This window comes from Cupriavidus sp. SZY C1 (assembly GCF_032190535.1).
In the GTDB taxonomy this organism is placed as follows: Bacteria; Pseudomonadota; Gammaproteobacteria; order Burkholderiales; family Burkholderiaceae; genus Cupriavidus; species Cupriavidus pauculus_C.
This window is the reverse complement of the sequence record NZ_JAUANU010000009.1, coordinates 19,067-41,171: the sequence shown is the minus strand read 5'-3', so window position 1 is coordinate 41,171 and position 22,105 is coordinate 19,067. Positions and strand designations below refer to the sequence as shown.

Sequence of the window (22,105 nt, the reverse complement as noted above, 5' to 3'; positions counted from 1 at the left end):
ATGCTTCCCCGATGTGTTCTTGTCAGCGGGCGACGTCCACGCGGAACCGTGCGCCCAGGTAGATAAAGCGCCCCGCCACGGGCCCGAAGTCACTGGCATTCGCAAAATCGCGTTGGCGATCGAAAAGGTTGTTGACGCCGACAAAGGCCGTCACCGACTTGCCGATCTTCTGGTTCAGCACCAGGTCCAGCGTGCCCCACCCCGGCGACCGCGCGCCCGTGGCGGCATCGGTCAGCTCGCTGCTCTGGAAGCGCGCGCGGGTGGTCAGCTCGGTGGACGGGAACAGGCGCCAGTCGGCCCCCAGCCGGCCCATGTGGCGCGGCCGCCGGGTCAGCTCGGCGCCGGTGTTCAGGTCCTCGGTGTCGGTGAACGTGTAGGCGGCCGTCAGGTTCAGCGTGTTGCTGGCGCGCCAGCGCAGCGACGTTTCGGCGCCCTGCGTGCGGGCCCGCGCCACGTTGCGGTACGTGTAGACCGCAATGCCGTTGACCATCGTGAAATTGGTCATGTCGGTCTGGATCAGGTCCGTCACGCGGTTGTAGAACAGGTTGGCGTCCACCGTCACGCGGTCGCGCCAGCTCAGTTGCCCGCCAAGCTGGAAGCTGTGCGACGACTCGGGCTTCAGGTCCGGATTGCCCAGCACGATGTAGCCCAGCGAGCTGTGGTCGAACAGGTAGTGCCGCTCCTTCAGGTTGGGCACGCGGTAGCCCTGGCCGTAGTTGGCGCGCAGCACGCCCTTCCAGGTATCGGTGGACAGCAGGTTGGCCCGCACGCCCACCTTGGGCGCGAAGTGGCTGCCGAAGTCCGAGTCGTGCTGGCCGCGCAGGCCGGCAATCACTTCCCAGGTCTCGCTGAGCAGGATGTCGTTCTGCAGGTAGAGCTCGCCCGACTGGCGCGACGCGCTGCCGGCGCCGGCCAGCTCCGACGTGCCGTTGACCGACTGGTCGAGCGTTTCTCGATGGAAGTCGCCGCCAAACTGCCAGAGCTGGCGGTACCACGCCGGCAGGTCGAACTGCGCCGACACGTGGTCGGTCTGCTGGGCCGACTTGCGCTCGGCCGTGCGGAAGTCGTTCGAATACTCGCGCGACGTACTGTCGTAGGTCTCGTGCACGCCCGCCAGCCGCGCCCGCACGCCATTGTCAAAGCGCCACTGGCCGCCGTACGTATAGCGGTTGCGGTCGATGTCCTCGGTCTTGCGCTGTGGCACGTAGCGCGGCGGTACGTAGTACTGGTAGCGCTGCTCGTCGGTCTCGCGGTACGCGCTGGCGTCGAACCAGACGCGGCCGGCCTGGCTCGGCAACCACTCCAGCCGTCCGGCGTACTGCTCGCGGCGGATCTTGTCGCCGCGGCGCGTCCAGCCGTCCGGCTCGACGGCAAAGCCCTTGTTGTCCAGCCCGTCGGCGCTGATGCGCGCGCGGAACTGCTCGGTCCCGCCTTCGAGCCGCACGTTGCCATGCAGCGCGCCCGGCGATCCGTCGGCGTTCTGGCCGCCGTAGCTGCCCGCATCGGCTGTCACCGCGCCGGAGAATCCCTTGTCGATCGGCCGCGTGATGACGTTGATCACGCCGCCCATCGCCGAACTGCCGTACTGGGCCGAACTGGCGCCCTTGACCACCTCCACGCGGTCCACCTCGGTCAGCAGGTACTGCGAGACATCGACCGTGGAGCCGGTGCTGGCCGAGATTGGCAGCCCGTCGATCAGCACCAGCACCTGGTCGCTGGTCATGCCCTGCAGCGTCACCTCGTAGCCGGACTTGCCGTGGATCTCGCGCAGCTGCAGCCCGGGCACGTTTTCCAGCGCGTCCTTGAGCGTGCGCGCGTGGGTCCGCTCGATCTCCTGGCGGTCCACCACTTCGGTACGGACGGGCGTCTCGTCCAGCGTCTTCTCGCTGCGCGTGCCGGTCACCACCACCGTCGGCAGCGGATCGCCGGTGCCGGACGGCTGGGCCCGCAACTGCGGCGCGGCGGAAAGGAGGGTGCCGGCAACGACGGCAAGATATTTGAGGCGCATTCAGGGGCGGATCGGGTCGCGCAAGGGCCCGGGGCGATGGCAGAAGAGGACCAAATGATAATGATTCTCGTCCGCATCTTTCCTTAAGAATGCTTAATGAAGCGTGCCGGGCGTTCACGAACTCCTGGCGATGACCGGCGCGGCTGCGTGAGCGGCGGCGGCCAGGTGTTCCACCAGCAGCCGCGCCGCCGGCGACAGGCTCGACGCGGCCCGGAACACGATGGCAAAGCGACGCTGCGCCCAGTCGTCGGTCAGCGGCACCACGCGTACGCCCAGCGATGCCTCCAGCGTGCCCACCACCTCGCGCGGCACGATGGCCAGCCCCAGGTTGGCGCGCACGCAGCGTAGCGACGCGTCAAACGACGACACCACCACGCGGTACGCCATCGGCTTGCCCAGGATCGCGGCCTGGCGCATCAGCATCGTATGGACCGCGGTCTGGCCCGGCATGCCGACGTGTTCGAAATCCAGCGTCTGCGCGAACGCGCAGCCCGGCTGGTCGGCCAGCGGATGGGACGGATGCACCACGGCCGACAGCGAATCGGTGCGGTACGGGCGGGTCTCGAAGCCTTCCAGGTCGGCGGCGTCCCAGCAGACGCCCAGCGGCGCCGACCCCTCGCGCAGCGCCCGCACCACGTCCTTGCTCAGGTTTTCCTCGATCGACACGCGGATGTCGCGGTGCGCGGGCTGGACCAGGAAGCTGGCGATGTCGTCGGGCAGCGACTCGGCCATCGACGACACCGTCGCCAGCAGCCGCACCTGGCCGCGCACACCGGTGCCGTGGTCGCGCATGTCGCGCGCGGCGCGGTCGGTGGCGGCCAGGATGGCCCGCGCGTGCTCCAGCAGGATCTCGCCGGCCGCGGTCGGAATCACGCCGCGCCGCCGCCGCTCGAACAGCGCGGCGCCCACGGTCTGCTCCAGCTGGGCCAGCCGCTTGCTGATGGCCGACGCGACGATGTGCTCCTGCTCGCCGGCGCGCGCCATGTTCCGCGTCTCGCAGACGGCGACGAACAGGCGCAGGGAGGTGAGGTCGAGATCACGCATGGCGGGTTTGCCTCCGGAAGGGGTGCGGGCATGGTAGCGGCAAGCGCTGAGAGTTTCCAGATTGGAATCGATAGCGTGGCGGATTACCGCTTCAGAGCGATCCTGGCACGTCATATAGTGGCTCCATCGCTTCCGCTCCGCCTCATTCCTACCCATGACATCCCATCCCCAAGCCCGGCCGGCGCCATGGCCGCGCCACGCCGTGATCCGCGAAGTCGGCCTGCGCGACGGGCTGCAGAGCCTCCAGACCATCGTGCCGACCGCGCAGAAAATCGCGTGGATAGCGGCCGCCCATGCCGCCGGCCAGCGCGAAATCGAGGTGGGCTCGTTCGTCCCGGCCCGGCTGCTGCCGCAACTGGCCGACACGGCCGAGCTGGTCGCGTTTGCCCGCACGCTGCCGGGGCTGTTCGTCTCGGTGCTGGTGCCGAACCTGCGCGGCGCCGAAAGCGCCATCGCCAGCGGTGCGAACCTGATGCTGGTGCCGCTGTCGGCCAGCCACGCCCACAGCCTGGCCAACCTGCGCAAGACGCCCGACGACGTGGTGGCCGAGGTGGCCCGCATCCGGGCCGCGCGCGACGCCGCCGGATCGAAGACGCTGATCGAAGGCGGCGTGGGCACGGCCTTCGGCTGCACGATCCAGGGCCATGTCGACGCCGACGAGGTGCTGCGGCTGATGCAGGCGCTGCTGGATGCCGGGGCCGACCGCGTCAGCCTGGCCGACACGGTCGGCTACGCCGATCCGCGCGCGGTGCGAGCGTTGTTCGAGCGGGCGCTGCGGATCGGCGGCGAGCGCTTTCACTGCGGTCACTTCCACGACACGCGCGGCCTGGGCCTGGCCAACGTGCTGGCCGCGCTGGATACCGGCGTCACGCGCTTCGACGCCTGCCTGGCCGGCATCGGCGGCTGCCCGCACGCGCCCGGCGCCAGCGGCAACGTGGCGTCCGAAGACCTGGCCTACATGCTCGCCAGCATGGGCATCGACACCGGCATCGACATCGATGCGCTGCTGGCCCTGCGCCGCGAGGTCGCGCAGATGCTGCCCGGCGAGAGGCTGCACGGCACGCTCTGGCGCGCCGGCCTGCCCCGGACATTCGCTCCGGCCGCCGCCCGCGCCGCCGCCTGACCCTTTCCGCGAGACCACCATGCAACAAGACAACTCCCTTCCGCTGGCCGGCATCCGCGTGGTCGAATTCACGCACATGGTCATGGGGCCGACGTGCGGCATGATCCTGGCCGACCTTGGCGCCGAAGTGATCAAGGTGGAGCCGCCCGGCGGCGACAAGACGCGCAACCTGCCCGGCCTGGGCATCGGCTTCTTCCGCGCCTTCAACCGCAACAAGAAGAGCGTGATCCTGGACATCACGACCGACGAAGGCCGCGCTGCCGCCGCCGAACTGGCCGGCCAGAGCGACGTGCTGCTGGAGAACTTCCGCCCCGGGCTGATGGAGAAACTCGGGCTCGACTACGCCACGCTGTCCAGCCGGTATCGCCACCTGATCTACGTCTCGCACAAGGGCTTCCTGCCCGGCCCGTACGAAAAACGGCTGGCGCTGGACGAGGTGGTGCAGATGATGGGCGGGCTGTCGTACATGACCGGGCCCAGGGGCCGGCCGTTGCGCGCGGGGACGTCGGTCAACGACATCATGGGCGGCATGTTCGGCGCCATCGGCGTGCTGGCCGCGCTGCGCGAGCGCGACCGTACCGGCCAGGGGCAGGAGATCCAGAGCGCGCTGTTCGAGAACTGCGTGTTCCTGGCGTCGCAGCACATGCAGCAGTTCGCGATGACCGGCGAGGCGCCGCCGCCGATGCCGTCGCGCGTGTCGGCCTGGAGCGTCTACGACGTCTTCACGCTGGCCGACGACGCCCAGCTTTTCATCGGCGCCGTCAGCGACAAGCAGTTCGTCACGCTCTGCCACGTGCTCGGCCACCCGGCGCTGCTGGAGCGACCCGAATACCGCGACAACGCCTCGCGCGTGGCGGTGCGCCCGCAACTGCTGCAGGAACTGGGCGCGATCCTCGCCACCCGCCGCGCCGACGAACTGTCGCCGCAGCTCGAAGCCGCCGGCATCCCGTATGCGCCAATCGTCCGGCCCGACCAGCTGCTCGACGACCCGCACCTGAAGGCCAGCGGCGGGCTGGTGCCGATGCAGGCCGACGACGGCTCGATGGCGCCCACCGTGCTGCTGCCGCTGCTGATGGGCGGGCGCCGTCCCGGCGTGCAGCGGCCGCTGCCAAGGCCGGGCGAGCACACCGAGGAAATCCTCGGGCGCCTGCGCGGGCGCTGACCCGCTGCCGCCGTACCGCTTCACTACAAAAAACATGACGGAGACAACGATGTACCCATCCCCCGCATTGCGGGCCGGCCGGCGGTCGGCTCTGAAACTGCTGCTGGCCGCGGCCACGGTATCGGTGCTGCCGCCGGCCCTGGCCCAGGGCGGCAAGCCGCTGCGGCTGGTGCTGCCGATCAGCGCCGGCTCCGGCGTCGATGCCATCGTGCGCGCGGCCGGCCCCGCACTGGGCAAGTCGCTGGGCCAGCCCGTGGTGATCGAGAACCTGCCCGGCGCCGGCGGCATCAGCGGCGCGGCCGCCGTGGTCAAGGCCGCGCCGGACGGCAACACGCTGGGCGTGGTGTCGAACAACCACGTCATCAACCCCAGCGTGTTCAAGTCGATGCCGTTCGACGCCATCAAGGACATCACGCCGATCAGCGTGATCGGCGCCACGCAACTGGTGCTGGTGGCCAATCCAAAGCTGCCGGCGCGCTCGGTCAGGGAGCTGACGGCGCTGCTCAAGTCCAGGCCGGACGGCTACAACATGGCGTCGTCGGGCAACGGCACGATCATCCACCTGGCCGGCGAACTGTTCCTGAGCGAAGCCGGCGTGCGCGCCAACCATATCCCGTACAAGGGCACCGGCCCGATGATCACCGACCTGATCGGCGGCCAGGTCGACTTTGGCGTGGTGGCGCTGAACGCCGCGCTGCCGCACATCAAGGCCGGCACGCTGCGCGCCATCGGCCTGTGCGGCGACGAGCGGTCGGCCGTGGCGCCGGACATCCCGACCATCGCCGAGCAGGGGCTGTCGCACTACGACGTGGAAGGCTGGTTCGCCGTGGTGGGCCCGGCCGGGATGAAGCCGGCCGACGTCAAGCGCCTGCACGACGCCTTCGCCACCGCGTTCGCCAGTCCCGAGGTGGTCGAGGCGCTCCGGAAGCAGGCCACCGTGGTCAAGCCCACCACGCCGGAGGCAGCCGCCCAGTTCTTCCGCAGCGAGGCCAGCCGCTACGCGGCGCTGGTCAGGAAGGCCAACGTCAAGGTCGAATAACTCACCCACAACCGATTGCCAGGCAGCAACCTAACCCTCTACAGGCTGGGCGATTACGCGTCCGTCATCAACCCCTGACCGCCACGGGCCGCCCGGTGGCGCGGAACCGCTTCCACAGCTTGCGCTGGTTGTCGCGGTCGTCCTGCACGCGGGCGGCCAGGAAGCCGCGCGCGTAGCTGGCGCCAGCGGAGGCCTTGCGGTGGTGCAGTTCCAGGTGGCTGAGCAGGCCGTCGGCCACGGCCATGTCGTTGCCCCAGCCCAGGTCGTCCTGCAGCTTCGACAGCACGCGCCGGTAGGGCTTCAGCGTCTTCGGCCGGAACAGGCCGGCGAAGAACTCGGTGGCGTAGCGCAGCTTCTTGGCCGCGATCCGGGCGCGGTGGCGGCGGTGCGCGTCGAGCTTGTGCAGCCCGCGTCCGCGCTGGACCAGCTTGCGGTGGCGCTTGCGCATCACCTTGTCCGCATGGTCGATGGCGTTGGCATCGAGCTGCTTCGCGCGGGCCGAGTCAGTGCCGTCGCGCCACGGGGCGGTCGTGAGCCACTGGTCGAGCGCCTGCATCAACTCGCCGTAGCGCGGCGAGGTGACCGCCTGGGCGGCATCGGCCTGGCGCGCTTGCTCGATCGACAGTGCGGCGGCGCTGGTTTCGCGCAGCGCGTCGCGCTGGTCGTCGCCGGCATCCACCTGGCGCAGCGTGGCATTCGCCAGCACGTGCCAGTCGCGCGCGCGGCCCAGTTCGTCGGCCAGCCACTTCACTTCCTCCTCCATGCCGTCCGGCAGCGTCACCACACCCTCGAACAGGTCCAGCGCGGAGCGGAAGCGGCGCAGCCCCACGCGCATCTGGTGCACGCCTTCCGGTGAATCGCCGGCCGCCACCAGCGGCGCGTTGGCGTGCACCTGGTCCAGGCAGTTGTGCAGGATCTTGCAGAACGCCGATTCCACGGTGTCGCGCCGCTTCAGCGTCAGCCGGGCCGCCGTGGTGGCCGAGCGGGTGTCGGTGTGCGGGTCGGGCCGCGCCGTCGGGTCGCCGGCGTTCGGCCGCTGTGCCAGGTCGGTCGGCAGCTTCAGTTCGTTCTCCATGGTCGCCTTTCCTTGTGCAGCGCGCGTCCCGCCGGGGAACGACCATGCCGTTCGTACAAGCGGTGCGCGAGAATTACATGCCCTGGTGCGCCCGGACCGTTGCGGACGGGCGCCGTCAGGGCGCTGCGGGAATGGCTGCAAGAGCCATGCCTTTGCCGGGCGCAGGCCGGTTCTCTGTCATGAAATTGACATATTCGGCGCCGCTGTCACAAAACCGTCGCAGCGGTGCGCCAAGCTCGTCGGCCACACCCACAGCGGGAGAGGCACGATGCGCTGGCTGAACGACCTATCCACGAGTCAGATGAAGGCGCTGGTCGAGGCCACCGCCGCCGAGCGGCGGCGCGTGCGCCAGTTGCTGAAGGAGGGCCGGCCCGAGCAGGCCGAGCAGGACCCGGTGCGCCGGCGCGCGTTCTCGGTCAAGAGCGGGATGTCGATGGGCATGCCCGAGTCGGTGTCGGGCACCAACGACTTCCAGCCGGTCAGCTTCCTGGTCGATGGCGCCACGGCGCGGCGTTGCGTCTGCCGTGTGCAGATCGAGCTCGACGGCGCCACCGAGAGCGCCACCGCGTTCCTGATCAGCCCCTCGCTGATCATGACCAACCAGCATGTGATCCGCAGCGTGGACCACGCGCGCGCCGCCGAGCTGGTGTTCGACGACGAGATCAACGGCGCCGGCCAGCCCGTGGCGCCCACCGTGTTCGTGCTGGACCCCGACCGGCTGGCGGTGTTCTCGCCCGAGGCCGAACTGGACTACGCCATCGTGGCCGTGGGCCACCGCGTGCAGGGCGCCGGCGCGCTGGCCGATTTTGGCTACGTGCCGCTCAGTGACGCCAAGGACAAGCACCGCAAGGGCATGGCCGTCAACATCATCCAGCACCCGCGCGGGCGCAAGAAGACCATTGCCATCCGCAACAACTTCCTGCTGGACCGGCGCGACCAGTACCTGATCTACGATACCGACACGCTGCCGGGCACGTCGGGCTCGCCCGCGTTCAACGACGACTGGGAAGTGATCGCGCTGCATCACTACGGCCAGGGCGACAACGAGGAAGACGCGGCGGGCACGCGCCAGGCCGTGGTCAACGTCGGTATCCGGATCAGCGCGATCTACACCGATCTCAAGCAACGCACCGAGACCCTGGCGGCTGGCCCGCAGAAAGACCTGCTGGTCGATGCGCTGAGCCGCTACGCCGCGGCGCGGCCCGCCACGCGGCAGCAACTGGAACGCCGTCCGCCGCCGTCTGCGGCCGTGGTGCCGGTCCGCACCGGCGGCCAGGCGGAATCGACGCGGCTGGCGCGCGGCACGTCGGCGCCAGTGTTATCGGCCGATGGCGGCGCCTCGCTGGTCGTGCCGCTGCAGATCAGCATCCGTCTGGCCGATACCGCCGCCCCGGCGCCCGCGCCGCCGGTTCTGGCGCCGACCCCGGCGCTGCGGCTCAGCGGCCAGCCGGAGCGCGCGCGGCTGGATCGAGACTACGCCAATCGCAGCGGCTTCGACGGCGGCTTCATCAAGGGGCTCGACATCGATCTCGGCCAGCTTGTGCGCGGCATCCAGGCCCGGACGCTGCCGCTGCTGGACGGCACCACGCCCGGCTTGCTGCACTACCAGAATTTCAGCGCCATCGTCCATGCCGCGCGCCGGCTGGCCCTGTTCACGGCGACCAATATCGACGGCCCGACCTACATCGAGCTGAAGCGCAGCCCGGCGCCGCGCGAGCCCGAGCGCGAAGCGTGGTACCGCGACCCGCGCGTGGACCCGGCCAGCGTCATCGACGATACGTTCTACGCGGCCTGGAGCGCGCTGTTCGACCGGGGACACCTGACCCGCCGCGCCGATGCCACCTGGGGCGATTTCGCCGCGCGTGCCGAGACCGATACCTTCCACTTTCCGAACTGCACGCCGCAGCACTTCCTGTTCAACCAGGGCGACAACCTCTGGCAGGGCATCGAGCAATACGTGCTGGAGCGCGGCGTGCGGACCATTGAGGGCGCCCGGCTGTCGGTGCTGCAGGGACCGGTCTTCAACGACGAGACCGACCTCTGGGCCGACGACGTGCAGATCCCGTCCGCCTACTGGAAGCTCGTGGCGTGGCACGGCGCCAGCGGGCTCAAGGCCGTGGCGCTGCTGGCCGACCAGCGCGACGTGCTGGACATCAACCGCGGCGACGCGCACCCGGCCAAGGGCGTGGACGCCGGCATCCGCAAGTTCGTGGTGCCGGTGCCGCAACTGGAGACGATGACCGGGCTCGACCTGTCCGCGTTCCGCGCCATCGACACGGCCGGCGGCCAGGTGCCCACGCCGGGAGAGCGCTTCCGCGAAGTGCGCGACCTCGACGACATCCCGCTGCGCTAGCAGTCCCGCCCGCCCCGCCTGCCCCAATGACCCGCGCGCCCGTCGGGGCGGGGCGGGGTCTGCCGCGCCCGGCCCGAATATGGCGCCCCCGTTTCAAAATCTGCCCAATCCGTGACGCAAGTGCGTCATCGCGCAAGGTCACGCTTTCGCCCGTGTCGTGCCGTCCGTTCAGGCTGGCGCCCGTTGCAGGTCATGGTGGGCGTGCAGCGCGTCGTCGATGGTGTCGAAGCGGCGCAGCGTGCCGTTGTGCAGGACGGCCCCAGTGTTACAGAAATCGGTCAGCGTGGACGGGTCGTGCGAAACCATGATCAGCGCCGCGTTGGCCAGCCGGGCGCGCAGCGCATCGTGGCAACGCTGGCGGAAGCGGGCGTCGCCGGCTGCCGTCACCTCGTCGATCAGGTAGCAGTCGAAATCCACGGCCAGCGAGATCGCGAACGCCAGCCGCGCCGACATGCCGGCCGAGTAGGCGTGCACCGGCATGCGGAAGTAGCGGCCCAGCTCGGCAAAGTCGTTGACGAACGCGAGCGTGTCGTCGATCGGCTTGCCGTACACGCGCGCGATGAAGCGTGCATTGTCGGCCCCGGTCAGGCTGCTCTGGAACGCGCTGCTGTAGCCCAGCGGCCACGACACGGAGAACGTACGTTGCACCTGGCCGCTGGTGGGCAGCTCCACGCCCGCGGCCAGGCGCATCAGCGTGGACTTTCCAGCGCCATTGGCACCGCAGATGCCAAGCGCGGTGCCACGGCCGATGGTGAAGGAAACGTTTTGAAGGACGGTGGTCGGAACATGCCCCACGAGATAGCGCTTGCTGACGTTCTGGAAGGAAATCATTGGCGTGGCCCGATGCGGTGCGCGGAGGTTTTCGGTGCCGCATTATGAGCACGATCCTTCGGACCGATCAATCGCGGCCGGCGCGCGATGCGGTGGCGCCACGCCACGCGCCCGTGGTCATTCCTGCATTACCCTGCGCGCAACCGCCCGTGGACCTGGGTGTTGGCATCGATGCCCGCACGTGGAGCCTCGGCGCCGGCACCGGGGTGGCCACCTATGCGCGCTCGCTCGGCGCGAGCCTGGCGCGTGCCGGCGTGGCGGTGCACTGGCTCGGTGGCGGCCGGTCTGCGCGTACGCCGGGGGGCGCGGCACGCGAGTCCGCGCCCGCGCGATGGCTGGCCGCGCTGCGCACCGGCACGCGAGAGGCCGTCTTCGAGCGTCACGCGGGCCTGGCCGAACCCCAGCATCGCGTGCACGATGGGGGCCGTCTGTTCCGCGAGGCCCAGAGCTACTTCAACCTTCACCAGCGTCTGATGCGCGTGCGCTGCGCCGCGCCGCCGGCCATCATGCACTGGACTTATCCGCTGCCGCTGTACCTGGAAGGCGCGCGTAACGTCTACACCGTCCATGACCTGATCCCGCTCACGCATCCGCGCCTGACGTCGGTCGGTGCCGCGCGGCACCTGCGGCTGCTGCGCGAGATCGTCGCGCAGGCGGACCATCTGGTGACCGTCTCCGACGCCTCGCGCGCCGAGATCATCGACGTACTCGGTTGCCCGCCCGCGTTCGTCACCAATACGTCGCAGGCCGTGCACGCGGCGCTGCAGCGCGATCCGGGCCTGCCGGCCGGCCTGCGGCCAGGTGGCTACTTCATCTGCTGCGGCATGCCCGAAGCGCGCAAGAACCTGCCGCGCCTGGTGGCGGCCCATCGCACCGCGCAGACGTCCCGCGCGCTGGTGGTGGCCGGCCCCATCGCGCGCGACATCCCGCAGATCGAGTCGATGCTCGCGCGCTCGCCGGGCGTGATCCGGCTGCCCTGGCTGCCGCAGGCGGAGCTGATGGCGCTGATCCGCCAGGCGCGCGCGATGCTGTTCCCGTCGCTGGCCGAGGGCTTTGGCCTGCCCGTCGCGGAGGCCATGGCGCTGGGCACGCCGGTGATGACCAGCAATGCTGGCGCGCTGCGCGAAGTGGGGGGCGGCCACGCGCTGCACGTTGACCCGCGCGACACGCATGCCATGGCCCGCGCCATCCGGGCGCTGGACCGCGACGACCAGTTGTGCCGCCGCCTGCGTGCCGCCGGCTTCGAGCAGGTGGCCGCGTTTGCCCCGCGCGGTTACGCGCAGCGGCTGCTGGCGCTCTATGCCGATGTCTGCGGCGCCACCGCGCGCGGCGTCGCCTGACTCCCATATCGACAGGACAGCCATGCGCATCGGTGTGGATGGATTCAATCTGGCGCTGCCGAATGGCTCCGGCGTGGCCACCTACGCCCGCACGCTGGCGTGGTCGCTCGCGCGGATGGGGCACGACGTGGACCTGGTCTACGGCCTCGCGGTCGGGGCACGCACCGCCGTGCCGCTGCGCGAGGTGTTGTTCTTCGATGCGCTGGACCGGCCGCGCCGCGCGTCGCGCAACCGGCTGGCGGCCATCGGCACGGCCTGCGCCGACGTCCTGGGGCGCACGGCGGTACACGTGCCGCGCACGGACAGCGTTATCGCCCGTGGCCTGGAAGCGCGCGTGCCCGACAGCAGCCGGCTCTTCACGAGCCCCGACCTGTTCGACGCGGCGGCGCGGCATTTCCGGCGCCACGGCAGGTTTCTACGGCTGCGCGTGCCCGATCCGCCGGACATCATGCACTGGACCTATCCGCTGCCCGTGCGGATCGAAGGCGCGCGCAACATCTACACGATCCACGACCTGGTGCCGCTGCGCCTGCCGTACACGTCGCTGGAGAACAAGCGCTACCACTACCGGCTGGTGCGCGCGTGCCTGCGCGACGGCGACCACGTCTGCACCGTCTCCGAAGCCAGCCGGGCCGACCTGCTGCGGATGTTTCCCGCCGCCGACCCCGCGCGCATCACGAACACCTGGCAGGCCGTCATGCCCGTGCCGCTGGCCGATGCCGACGATGGCGCGCGGCTGGCAACCGCGTTCGAACTGGCGCCGCGCGGATACTTCCTGTATTTCGGCGCCATCGAGCCGAAGAAGAACATTGGCCGGCTCGTGGAGGGCTACCTGGCCGCGCAGGTCGACACGCCGCTCGTCATCGTCGGCGCGCGGGCCTGGAAGAGCGCGGCCGAGACGCGGCTGCTGCACGGTGACGGCGGCCACCCGCTGCGCGGCGTCAGTGAACGCATCCGCCGCTATGACTACCTGCCGCGTCCATGGCTGATGACGCTGGTGCGCCAGGCGCGCGCCGTGGCCTTCCCGTCGATCTACGAAGGCTTTGGCCTGCCGGTGCTGGAGGCCATGGCGGTGGGCACGCCGGTGCTGACGTCGAACGTCGCGTCGCTGCCCGAGGTGGCCGGCGACGCGGCGCTGATGGTCGATCCGTACAGCGTGTCCGACATCGCGGCCGGCTTCCGGCGGCTCGATGCCGACGCCGATCTCCGCGCGCAACTGTCCGCCCTGGGCCCGCGCCAGGCGCAGCGGTTTGCGCCCGAACCTTATCAAGCCAGGCTGCGCGCGATGTACGCGCGCGTGCTGTCCCTTCCCGATTCACCATGAAACGACCGTCCGCTTCCCTCGCTTCCCTTGCTCACCTTGCGCCGCGCGCCGTGGCGCTGGCCTGCGCCGCCGTGCTGGGCGGCTGTGCCTACCTGCCCAGCAGCGGCCCCACGGCGCGCGACATCCTGGACGCGCAGGCCAGCGCCGCCAACGCGCTGGGCTATCGCATCGCCGACGTCGACGCCGACCTGATCGGCAAGCTCGACGCCATGCCCGCCGCGCCCGCGAGCGTACCCGTCGATGTGCCGGTGTCGCGCGGCGGTGGCACCGTCTTCGAGCGCATCGGGGCCGGCGATACGCTGGGCATCTCGATCTTCGAAGTCGGCACCACGCTGTTTGGCCCGGCCTCCACGCTCGGGGCGATGGGCGGCGGCATGACGGCGGCCCCGCAGCCCACCGCGGCCGGGCAGGCCATGCCGACGCTCACGGTGGCCGCCGACGGCACGATTCCGGTGCCCTACGCGGGCCGCATTCGGGCCGCCGGCCGCACGCCGCGCGAACTGGAAGACGCCATCCGCGCCGCGCTGCGGGGCAAGTCGCAAGACCCCCAGGTGGTGGTCAGCGTGCGCGACAACCTGGCCAACAGCGTGATGGTGATGGGCGAGGTCCGCAAGCCGGGCCGGGTGCCGCTGACGCCCGGCGGCGAGCGTGTGCTGGACATGGTGGCGCTGGCCGGCGGCGCGGCCTATCCGATGACCGACGTCGCCGCGCGCCTGACACGCGGACAGACCACGCTGGAACTGCCGCTGGCCGACCTGTCGCCCGAGAGCGACGCCAACCTGCCGCTGCGGCCGCAGGACCGCCTGATGATCGAGCGCCGGCCGCGCAGCTTCTCGGTCATGGGCGCGGCCGGCAAGGTATCGCAGGTACCGTTCGACGCCCCGCGCGTGAACCTGGCGGAAGCCGTGGCCAAGGTGGGCGGCCCCGGCGACCTGCAGGCCGACCCGCGCGCGATCTTCGTGTTCCGCTACCAGCCCGATACCGCGCCCGTGATCTACCGGCTCGACCTGATGAACCCGTCCAGCTACTTCCTGGCGCAGCGCTTCGCCATGCGCGACAAGGACGTGGTCTACATCGCCAACGCCGAATCCAACGGCCTTACCAAGTTCGTGTCGATCCTGAACCTGCTGTTCTCGCCGGTCTATACCGGGAATCAGTTCTTCAAGCGGTGAGGGAAGGGGGCCGGCCCGCGCCCCGCCGCCGCTGTCATGGCCACTGCAGCCGGCTACGGATCTCCTGGACCGGCCAGATGGCGAGGCTCTTGTCGGCAAAGTGCCCGTCGTGCTCGTCGCAGCCCTCGATGATGTACCGGCGTGGGGCGGGCCAGTGAAACGGCGCCAGCTCGAAGTTCAGCCGGCGCCACTGTCCAAAGTCGATCTCTTCGTTGGCCGATGGCGTGCGGAACGAGAAGTGCGTGGTCAGCAGATACAGCGCACCACTGCTGCAGATGTTGCGCAGCGCCGCCGCGATGCTGGCATGCGGAAAGTGCACCAGGCCATCGCGGCACAGCACTGCATCGACCTTCGGCAAAGGCGAGGCGATCACGTCCAGGTGCTCGAACTGTATGCGGGGGCCCCGGTAAGTCCGCCGGTTGTGCTCGACGAGTTCCGGCACGATGTCGGCGCCGATGTAGTGGACGCCGCCCAGGTCGACGTGCCGCATCCAGTTGAAGTCGCCGCAAGGGATGTCCAGCACCGATCGGATGTTGAATTCCCGAAGCAGATGCGGCAACTCCGCCCGCAGATGGCGCGTGCGCGTCATTTCGGAGCCGGACCCCGAGACGGATTCGGGGCTGCCCCATTGGTTCCGGTGATAGATCTCGGTGAAGACGGCCTGCGCTTCGTTTGCCTGGTTCATGGGGGTTTCCTGCTCTGTTTTCGTGGGGAGGATAGAAGGGCTCAGGGGGCGGCGCGGTCCGAAAGCCGCCAGTTGCCCTGGGTCGATTGCTTGTAGGCCATGGTGTCGCGTTCCTCCGAGAAGCTCTCGTACTGCCCCTTGGTCAGCAGCAGCACGCGTGCGCAGGCGTCGGGCTCGCTCATGAGCAGATGGCTGACCGCACGGGTCAGAATGCCGGGGCCCGTCGCGTGCCAGATATCCAGCCGGACGCCGGCCCGTCGGGCGCGCGCCAGTTGGGCAAGCAACTGTTCCAGGACGCGCCTGACGATGTCCGAGCGGGGCCTCGCTGCGAGGAATGCGTTGTAGAGGTACGGCGCCACGTCGGCGGAGCGCGCGGCAACCAGCTCGACCGAGGCAAGCGCATGCAGGATGGGCGCCAACGGCCTGCGGCAGTACTCGTCGGCGTCCACATAGATGCCCCCGTCACTGGCCAGATAGGCGATGCGGAACACATCGGACTTCATGGCCGGATGGTGGCACCAGTCGTAGCTTGCCGCCGCCTCCTCGCCATACCGGTCGAGGATGTAGGCCCTGGCCGATGCATCGTCGAAGACGATATGGCGCAGCCCTGGGTTCATGGCCGACCAGGTCGACATGGCATCCATGACTTCCGGGGGCGGGCTGGGGGTGTCCCAGAACTGGACCAGCGTCGTCGCGGCAGGCACGCCGCCGTCCGCATGCGGCGCGCCCGTGCCTTCCCGAAAGGTCTGCAGCCGGCCACTGGCGTGCTGGGCCGCCAGGGCGAACATGAAGGGCGCGGTGTCGTCGGGGGCGTCGTGCATCCATTCCCGGCAGTGTTCGAGCAGCAACTCGCCTTCGTTCAACGCCAGAAGTACCGAGCTTGCCAGCGCGCGGGATTCCTGTGATACGCGCCGCAGTGCGGGGGTCAGCAGACGCCACGCGACGTCGTTCTCGCCCACTTCATACCGCAGGCGGGCCGTCGCGATCTCGAACGCGGGTTGGCCGCCGAACAGCCAGCGGATGCTGTCGAGGAAAGCGACCGCTGCCGCCGGCCCGGTATCCCGGGCGAGCACGTCGGCGTGGATGGCAAACGCCTCCCAGGTGTGGGGATGCTGGCGCATGACTGTCCGGGCAATGGACCCGGCGGCACGGTGCTTGCCAATCTGGCCGAGCAGGCCGGCCAGCCGCAGCGTGTCGGGCAGGGTCGAGCGCTCGCCGTCGGCGTGGCGGCGGGCCGCCAGCCTCTGGCGCGTCTCGTGGCGGGCCGCGCGCCAGGCCGCGATCGCGTTGTCGCGCGCCGCCGCCCACCAGCTTGGTAGCGACGCGGGCAGCGGGGCGAGGATGTGCGCGGCGCGTCCCAGCATCTGCATCGATGCCAGCGCGTTGCCGAGGTTGAGCCGAAACTCCGCGCAGTGAGGATCGAGTTCGAATGCCGACTTGAACAGCCGCAGCGCTTCCCAGCGCCGGGCGATGCCGGTGGACCAGAGCATCTGCGCCAGCTGGAATCGCGGCCACGGGTCGGTCGTGGATAGCGAGATGCAGCGCCGCAATGCCACCATGGCAAGCCGCGTCTCACCGTTGTGCCGGTGCAGCAGCCCCTTGCGGTACCACGCCAGCGTACAGCTTTCGTCGGTGTCGAGGATCCTGCGGTAGGCGTCCAGCGCGGCGTCGAAGCGGCCCGCTTCCGCCAGCGACTGCGCTTCCGCCAGATCGGCCTGTAGGGTTGCGTTGGCTTCCGGCATGCCTATCCCCGCCCGTACACGTCATCGAACCGCACGATGTCGTCCTCGCCCAGATAGCTCCCCGACTGCACCTCGATGATCTCCAGCGTGGTCTTGCCCGGGTTTTCCAGGCGGTGCGCCACGCCCAGCGGGATGTAGGTCGACTGGTTCTCGCTGACCAGGAACGATTCCTCGCCGCGCGTCACGCGCGCCGTACCGCGCACGACGATCCAGTGTTCGGCGCGGTGGTGGTGCATCTGCAGCGACAGGCGGCCGCCGGGTTCGACGACAAGGCGTTTCACCTGGAAGCGCTCGCCCTGGTCGATCGACTCGAAGCGGCCCCAGGGGCGTTCCACGCGGCGGTGCGTGCTGGCCTCGGTGCGGCGCTGGGCGCGGATCTTCTCCACGGCCGTCTTGACGTGCTGTACATGGGCCATGTCCGCCACCAGCACGGCGTCAGGGGTTTCCACCACGGCCAGGTTGCGGGTGCCGACGCAGACCACCAGCCGGCTGGCCGCGTGCGCCAGCGTGGTGTGCGCGCCTTCCAGCAGCACCTGGCCCCGCACGGCATTGTCGGCGGCGTCGCGCGGCATGCGCTGCCAGATGGCGTCCCAGGCGCCCAGGTCGCACCAGCCGGCGTCCAGCGGCACCACGGCCGCCGGCGTGTCGCCCAGGCGCTCCATCACGGCGTAGTCGATGGAATCGGCGTGGCAGGCGGCAAACGCGGGCTCGTCCAGCAGCAGGCCGTCGGGCAGCGGCGTTGCCGAGGCGTGGGCCTGCCGGCACGCCAGCAGGGTCTGTGGATGCAGTTGGGCCACCAGGCCCAGCCACACGTCGGCGCGCACCACGAAGATGCCGCTGTTCCACCAGTGCTGGCCGGCGGCGACGTACCGCGCGGCCACGTCGTGCGACGGCTTCTCGACAAAGCGCGCCAGCCGCCGCGTGCCGCGGTCGTCCAGCGCGGTACCGATTTCGATGTAGCCGTAGCCGGTCTGCGCCGCATCCGGCACCACGCCCAGCGTGACGACGGCGCCGTCTGCGGCATGGCCGGCTGCCGTGGCAATGGCCTGCCGGAACGCGGCGGTATCGCCCATGGCATGGTCGGCCGGCATCGCCACCATCACGGTGTCGGGGCGCGTGGCGGCGATGTCGAGCGCGGCCGCGGTCAGCGCGGGCGCGGTGTTGCGCGGGCACGGCTCCAGCAGCAGCCGGGGCCGATGGCCGCTGCCGCGCAGCTGGCGCGCCGTGGCCTCGGCATGGGCGTGGCCGCAGACCACCATGACCTGCGGCGCCGCCTGCAGCCCCGGCGCGTCGATGCCGGCAAGCCGCCCGGCCGTGGCGCACAGCAGCGTGGTATCGCCAAGCAGCCCCGGGATCAGCGGCTTTGGCATCTGCTCCCGCGATAGCGGCCAGAGCCGCGTGCCGGCGCCACCGGCCAGGATCACGGGCTGCAGCAGGATCGCCGTGGCGGCGGCAGCCGTGGCGTCGGCGGCCCGCGCCACGGGCATGTCGATGACGTCCATCACGGCCCCCTAGAGTCCAGCCAGCAGTTGCGAGGTCTGGCGCGCCGCCAGCAGAAAGCGGTCCGTCTCGGCCGGTACCGCCAGAGCGTCAAGGCTGCCCAGCGTCACGGCTTCCACCAGACGCAGGCGCGCGGCCGTATCGTCGGCCGCGCAGACGTACACCCCCAGCACGGCCGGCCCGATCACGCGCGCGTCGGCGCCCTGGGTGGTCTCGCCGAGCGATTCGTGCACGTCGGCGTGCAGCGACAGTTCCAGCGGCTGGCCAGGCGGCGGGGCATCCACGTCGATGGCAATCCAGCGCTCGCGCCCGGCGTCGAGCCGGCCTTCGCTGCGCGGCCCGTCGCCACATTCCAGCCGGTACTGCGTGGCGCGCGACGGCAGCCCGCGCACGCACAGGTAGACCCGCACCCTGGCGTCGGCCAGATCGTCCGCCAGCCGCATTGCCAGCCGGCTGTCGCCCGGCCGGCTCCAGCAGCCCCAGTCCTCCACGCCGTGCCAGCCGTCGCCGGCGCGCAGGCTCTCGGTGACCACCGTGCCCTGGGCCAGCGGCAGCCGCCTCGGCGCGGCCATCGGGTAGAAGCGGCCGGCGGCGAGCGTCGGGGCCGGCGCGGCAGGCTGCGCATCGCCGATGCCGCCCTGCCAGCGGTGCACGGCCTGCGCGATTTGGTCGCCCAGTTGCTGCCAGGTGCGCGGCCGGAACTCCGCCGCGATGCGCTGCTCGCGCGACCGGCGGTACGGCACGTCGAAGATCAGCTTTTCCACCACGCGCAGCAGTTCACCCGGCGACTGCGGATCGAAGTAGTCGGCCAGCAGCCCACCGGCTTCCGGCAGCGACGCCACGTCGGACACCGCCGGCACCTTGCCGTGGCACAGCGATTCGGTCACGGGCAGCCCCCAGCCTTCGTACAGGCTTGGATACAGCGTGAACAGGCAGCGCTCCAGCAGCAGCGCCACCTGCGGGTCGGCCAGCCCGGACAGGATCGTCACGCGGCTCGCCAGCACGGGATCGTTGTCGAGCATCGCCAGGGCCGCCTCGTTCTTCCAGCCCCGGGCGCCCACGCAGACGAGCTGCGGTACGTGCCGCGCGCCATGGTGGTCGATCAGGCTGCGCCACGCGCGAAACGCGGCCAGGTGGTTCTTGCGCGGCTCCACCGTCGACAGCATCAGCACGAACGGCTGCCGGCTCCAGCCCCAGCCCTGCATGTTGGCGGCCTCTGGCGCGCGCAGGCCGGGCTTGCGGATGTCGGCATCCAGCCGCACCACTTCCACGTGGCCCGCCGGCAGCGGCTGGCCCAGCCGCGCGGCGGCGGCTTCCAGGTCGCGCCGTGTCGATTCCGAGTTCACGAGGAAGCGGTCGGCGTGCGCAAACGCGCCCAGCAGCCACGCGGCAAAGCGGTCGACCAGGTCGTCCACGCAATGCTCGGGCATGACCACGGGGATCAGGTCGTGGACGAACGGCACGTAGCGGATGCCGTATCGCTGCCTGGCCAGCCGCACGTGCAGCAGGTACTCCGGAAACCACGACGTGCCCAGGCTGACCAGCCACGCGCCGCGCGGGAACGCCATCGGCGCGCTGCCCAGCATCAGCGTGTCCAGTTGCATCAGCGTCTGCTGCCAGGCTGCCGGCGGCGCGTCGCCGTGGCCCAGGCAGATCCGGCAGAGTTGCGCGAACAGCGCGCCGGGCACTTCCAGCCAGCCCTGGTCGCCGAGGTAGCACACCATCGGCGCGGGATGCGCGGGATCGGTGGCGCGGCAGGCGGCGGAGATCAGTTCGAGCTGCACGCGCTGGATGCCGGTGGGCAGGCGCGAACCGCGAAAGTGGTGGATCAGGTCGGTGGCGTCGAAGACGATGGTGGCGCCCTGGCCGGCGGGCCGGGTCGCCTGCAGCGCGTCGCGGTCGATCCGGCGCAGGATCTCGACGGCGCTGGCCAGTTGCTCGCGGGCCAGCCGGGCCGCTTCGGCATGGGCCGCGTTGGTCGGGTGGGCCGGGTGGGCCGCGGCGGCGCGTGCGGCGTCAAGCATCGCGGACAGCGCGGCGACCGGGTCGTCGGCCGGCACCATGGCCGGTGCACGGTTCCACGCGCCGCGCAAGGGGTGCATGTCCACGCGGATGCCGCGCAGCGCCAGCGCGTGAAGCTCGCGCAGCGCGTCGTCATGGCCCGGCGCCAGCGTCAGCGCCTGCGCGTAGCAGGCGGCGGCTTCCTCCAGTTCGCCGGCCAGCTTGGCGGCGTGGCCCATCTGCAGATGGGTATCGGCCACGTCGGGCGCCAGCCCCAGTGCCCGCCGATAGGCGGCGCGCGCTTCCACGAGGTTGCCGCTTTCCTTGAGCGCGTGGCCGTACTGCACCCAGATCGGCGCCAGTTCGGGGCGCGCGTCCAGGGCCTGGCGATAGTGCGCGGCGGCGGTGCCCCAGTCGCGCGCGTCGCGCGCGGCGTCGGCGGTGGCCACCAGCGCGGCGGCCTGGCCGCCGGCCTGGTCGGCCCACATCTTCTTGAACAGTTTCACAACGGGTCTCCGGGTCAGGCCGCGTGCTCGCGCACGCCGGCCACGATCAGCCAGCCGATGCCATAGGCCACCAGCAGGCTGACGAACAGGCTGGTCACGATCAGTGCGCTGCGCGGGTAAAGCGCCCGCACGGGCAGGTTTGGCTCCACCACGCGCACGATGTAGAGCTGCTGCTTGAGCGCGTTCTCGCGCGCGGTTTCCAGCGCGGTGGCCACGCCCGCGTAGCGCTTGGCGGCAAAGTCCTGCTTCATCAGCAGGCGCTGGTAATCGGCCATGCGCGGCGCGGTGCCCTGCGCATCGGTCAGCCGGGCCTGCTGGGCGGCCAGTTGCTGTGCCAGGCCGGCCACGCGGTCGCGCAGCGCCACGGCCTGCGGGCTACCTGCGTCCACGGCCGCCAGCACGGTGGCCAGTTGCGCGCGCGACTGGGCCAGCGATTCCTCCAGCCGGCCCACCAGCGTCTGCTGGCCCACGCCGGTCTTTTCCGGGTCGATGTCGCGCTGCTGCAGCCGGAACGTGGTCAGCGCGCGCTGGGCTTCGATCACCTGGGCCTCGGCCTCCCTGAGTTCGGCCGTGGCCACGCGCACCGCGTCTTCCACGGCACGCTGGTTGAAGGCGTTGACGCGCGACTCGCCCAGCGTCAGCAGCCAGCTTGCCAGCGCCCGCGCGTCGTCCGGGCGGAACGCATGCACGCGCAGCGTCGTGATGCCGGTGTCCTGGCTGAAAGCCACGGTCACCTGGCGCCGGTAGTAGCGCAGCAGCGTCTCCGGGCTCGGATCGGCCCACCAGAGCCGCGACACCACGTCTGCCTCCGGGCGGCGGAACAGCGACACGAGATCCACCTTGTCGTGAAGCGCGCGCACGGCGTCGTGCGACTCCAGGTAATCGCCCACGCTGAACGATTGCGCCTGCGCGTCGTTGAGCACGCCGGCCAGCCCCAGCATCTGGCCCAGGCCGCCCGTGCCCTGCGGCAGCTGCGACTGCGTGGACCGCACCACAAAGCGCGCCTCGGACTCGTACTGGCTGGCGGCTATGCCGAAGTAGTAGAGCGCGGCCAGCAGCGTCGGGAGTACCACCACGGCCAGGAACACGCGGTGTCGGTGCCAGAACGCCGCGAGGCGTGGCGCCTGGGCGTGGGATGCCGGATGGGCGGGTATCTCGGCGGCGGGGGCGGTCGATGCATCGGCGGTCATGGCGTGGCGT

At 70.6% G+C, this 22,105-nt stretch carries 16 protein-coding genes; 7 read left to right on the top strand and 9 right to left on the bottom strand.

Annotation, left to right across the window (positions count from 1 at the left end; translation table 11 throughout):
• Positions 1-22: 22 nt before the first annotated feature.
• Complete coding sequence (locus QTN24_RS15175; RefSeq protein WP_313837934.1) at positions 23-2,008, bottom strand: TonB-dependent receptor; 1,986 nt, start codon at positions 2,006-2,008, stop codon at positions 23-25.
• 114 nt (positions 2,009-2,122) lie between these two features.
• On the bottom strand, positions 2,123-3,052 hold the full coding sequence (locus QTN24_RS15170; RefSeq protein WP_313837932.1) for a LysR family transcriptional regulator: 930 nt from the start codon (positions 3,050-3,052) through the stop codon (positions 2,123-2,125).
• Positions 3,053-3,206: 154 nt separating this feature from the next.
• Here QTN24_RS15170 and QTN24_RS15165 point away from each other — a divergent pair, with 154 nt between their 5' ends.
• The 3 genes from QTN24_RS15165 to QTN24_RS15155 are packed head-to-tail and all read left to right on the top strand — an operon-like array spanning position 3,207 to position 6,376.
• Complete coding sequence (locus QTN24_RS15165; protein ID WP_313837930.1) at positions 3,207-4,175, top strand: hydroxymethylglutaryl-CoA lyase; 969 nt, start codon at positions 3,207-3,209, stop codon at positions 4,173-4,175.
• Positions 4,176-4,194: 19 nt separating this feature from the next.
• Positions 4,195-5,337 carry a CaiB/BaiF CoA transferase family protein gene (locus QTN24_RS15160; RefSeq protein WP_124684604.1) on the top strand — a complete coding sequence of 381 codons (1,143 nt, stop codon included), beginning with the start codon at positions 4,195-4,197 and terminating at the stop codon, positions 5,335-5,337.
• Between the two features lie 49 nt (positions 5,338-5,386).
• Positions 5,387-6,376, top strand: coding sequence for a tripartite tricarboxylate transporter substrate binding protein (locus QTN24_RS15155; protein ID WP_313837927.1), 990 nt, complete (start codon positions 5,387-5,389; stop codon positions 6,374-6,376).
• 67 nt (positions 6,377-6,443) lie between these two features.
• Here QTN24_RS15155 and QTN24_RS15150 read toward each other — a convergent pair whose 3' ends face one another.
• Positions 6,444-7,451: a CHAD domain-containing protein gene (locus tag QTN24_RS15150; RefSeq protein WP_313837925.1), complete on the bottom strand. Its 1,008-nt coding sequence runs from the start codon at positions 7,449-7,451 to the stop codon at positions 6,444-6,446.
• A gap of 268 nt (positions 7,452-7,719) precedes the next feature.
• On the opposite strand from QTN24_RS15150, the gene QTN24_RS15145 reads away from it, so the two are divergent.
• On the top strand, positions 7,720-9,804 hold the full coding sequence (locus tag QTN24_RS15145; protein WP_313837923.1) for a DNA/RNA non-specific endonuclease: 2,085 nt from the start codon (positions 7,720-7,722) through the stop codon (positions 9,802-9,804).
• Positions 9,805-9,972: 168 nt separating this feature from the next.
• On the opposite strand, the gene QTN24_RS15140 is transcribed toward QTN24_RS15145, so the two are convergent.
• Complete coding sequence (locus QTN24_RS15140) at positions 9,973-10,635, bottom strand: ABC transporter ATP-binding protein (RefSeq protein WP_124684600.1); 663 nt, start codon at positions 10,633-10,635, stop codon at positions 9,973-9,975.
• Positions 10,636-10,784: 149 nt separating this feature from the next.
• On the opposite strand from QTN24_RS15140, the gene QTN24_RS15135 reads away from it, so the two are divergent.
• Genes QTN24_RS15135 through QTN24_RS15125 form a run of 3 tightly spaced genes read left to right on the top strand, consistent with a single transcriptional unit; the run spans position 10,785 to position 14,471 of the window.
• A complete protein-coding gene (locus tag QTN24_RS15135; RefSeq protein ID WP_313837920.1) occupies positions 10,785-11,975 on the top strand; it encodes a glycosyltransferase family 1 protein in 1,191 nt (396 codons plus the stop codon).
• Positions 11,976-11,997: 22 nt separating this feature from the next.
• Positions 11,998-13,299, top strand: a complete 1,302-nt coding sequence (locus QTN24_RS15130; RefSeq protein ID WP_313837918.1) for a glycosyltransferase family 1 protein — start codon at positions 11,998-12,000, stop codon at positions 13,297-13,299.
• Positions 13,296-14,471 carry a polysaccharide biosynthesis/export family protein gene (locus QTN24_RS15125; RefSeq protein ID WP_313837916.1) on the top strand — a complete coding sequence of 392 codons (1,176 nt, stop codon included), beginning with the start codon at positions 13,296-13,298 and terminating at the stop codon, positions 14,469-14,471. The genes QTN24_RS15130 and QTN24_RS15125 overlap by 4 nt, the downstream gene beginning before the upstream one ends.
• Before the next feature lie 34 nt (positions 14,472-14,505).
• On the opposite strand, the gene QTN24_RS15120 is transcribed toward QTN24_RS15125, so the two are convergent.
• From QTN24_RS15120 to QTN24_RS15100, 5 genes are read right to left on the bottom strand one after another with little or no spacing between them, the layout of a single operon-like run.
• On the bottom strand, positions 14,506-15,156 hold the full coding sequence (locus QTN24_RS15120; protein WP_124684596.1) for a class I SAM-dependent methyltransferase: 651 nt from the start codon (positions 15,154-15,156) through the stop codon (positions 14,506-14,508).
• A 41-nt stretch (positions 15,157-15,197) separates the two neighbouring features.
• Positions 15,198-16,898, bottom strand: coding sequence for a glycosyltransferase (locus tag QTN24_RS15115; protein WP_313837913.1), 1,701 nt, complete (start codon positions 16,896-16,898; stop codon positions 15,198-15,200).
• A gap of 2 nt (positions 16,899-16,900) precedes the next feature.
• Positions 16,901-18,400: a mannose-1-phosphate guanylyltransferase/mannose-6-phosphate isomerase gene (locus tag QTN24_RS15110; protein ID WP_313837911.1), complete on the bottom strand. Its 1,500-nt coding sequence runs from the start codon at positions 18,398-18,400 to the stop codon at positions 16,901-16,903.
• A gap of 9 nt (positions 18,401-18,409) precedes the next feature.
• Complete coding sequence (locus QTN24_RS15105) at positions 18,410-20,905, bottom strand: glycosyltransferase (RefSeq protein ID WP_313837909.1); 2,496 nt, start codon at positions 20,903-20,905, stop codon at positions 18,410-18,412.
• A 14-nt stretch (positions 20,906-20,919) separates the two neighbouring features.
• Positions 20,920-22,095 (bottom strand): hypothetical protein, encoded by a 1,176-nt coding sequence (locus tag QTN24_RS15100; RefSeq protein ID WP_313837907.1) that lies wholly within the window; start codon positions 22,093-22,095, stop codon positions 20,920-20,922.
• Positions 22,096-22,105 lie beyond the last annotated feature (10 nt).

What these genes read in the sequence shown, in the direction of transcription:
- QTN24_RS15175 (WP_313837934.1), bottom strand. Translation starts at nt 2,008, where the DNA reads ATGCGCCTCAAATATCTTGCCGTCGTTGCCGGCACCCTCCTTTCCGCC.
- QTN24_RS15170 (WP_313837932.1), bottom strand. Translation starts at nt 3,052, where the DNA reads ATGCGTGATCTCGACCTCACCTCCCTGCGCCTGTTCGTCGCCGTCTGC.
- QTN24_RS15165 (WP_313837930.1), top strand. Translation starts at nt 3,207, where the DNA reads ATGACATCCCATCCCCAAGCCCGGCCGGCGCCATGGCCGCGCCACGCC.
- QTN24_RS15160 (WP_124684604.1), top strand. Translation starts at nt 4,195, where the DNA reads ATGCAACAAGACAACTCCCTTCCGCTGGCCGGCATCCGCGTGGTCGAA.
- QTN24_RS15155 (WP_313837927.1), top strand. Translation starts at nt 5,387, where the DNA reads ATGTACCCATCCCCCGCATTGCGGGCCGGCCGGCGGTCGGCTCTGAAA.
- QTN24_RS15150 (WP_313837925.1), bottom strand. Translation starts at nt 7,451, where the DNA reads ATGGAGAACGAACTGAAGCTGCCGACCGACCTGGCACAGCGGCCGAAC.
- QTN24_RS15145 (WP_313837923.1), top strand. Translation starts at nt 7,720, where the DNA reads ATGCGCTGGCTGAACGACCTATCCACGAGTCAGATGAAGGCGCTGGTC.
- QTN24_RS15140 (WP_124684600.1), bottom strand. Translation starts at nt 10,635, where the DNA reads ATGATTTCCTTCCAGAACGTCAGCAAGCGCTATCTCGTGGGGCATGTT.
- QTN24_RS15130 (WP_313837918.1), top strand. Translation starts at nt 11,998, where the DNA reads ATGCGCATCGGTGTGGATGGATTCAATCTGGCGCTGCCGAATGGCTCC.
- QTN24_RS15125 (WP_313837916.1), top strand. Translation starts at nt 13,296, where the DNA reads ATGAAACGACCGTCCGCTTCCCTCGCTTCCCTTGCTCACCTTGCGCCG.
- QTN24_RS15120 (WP_124684596.1), bottom strand. Translation starts at nt 15,156, where the DNA reads ATGAACCAGGCAAACGAAGCGCAGGCCGTCTTCACCGAGATCTATCAC.
- QTN24_RS15115 (WP_313837913.1), bottom strand. Translation starts at nt 16,898, where the DNA reads ATGCCGGAAGCCAACGCAACCCTACAGGCCGATCTGGCGGAAGCGCAG.
- QTN24_RS15110 (WP_313837911.1), bottom strand. Translation starts at nt 18,400, where the DNA reads ATGGACGTCATCGACATGCCCGTGGCGCGGGCCGCCGACGCCACGGCT.
- QTN24_RS15100 (WP_313837907.1), bottom strand. Translation starts at nt 22,095, where the DNA reads ATGACCGCCGATGCATCGACCGCCCCCGCCGCCGAGATACCCGCCCAT.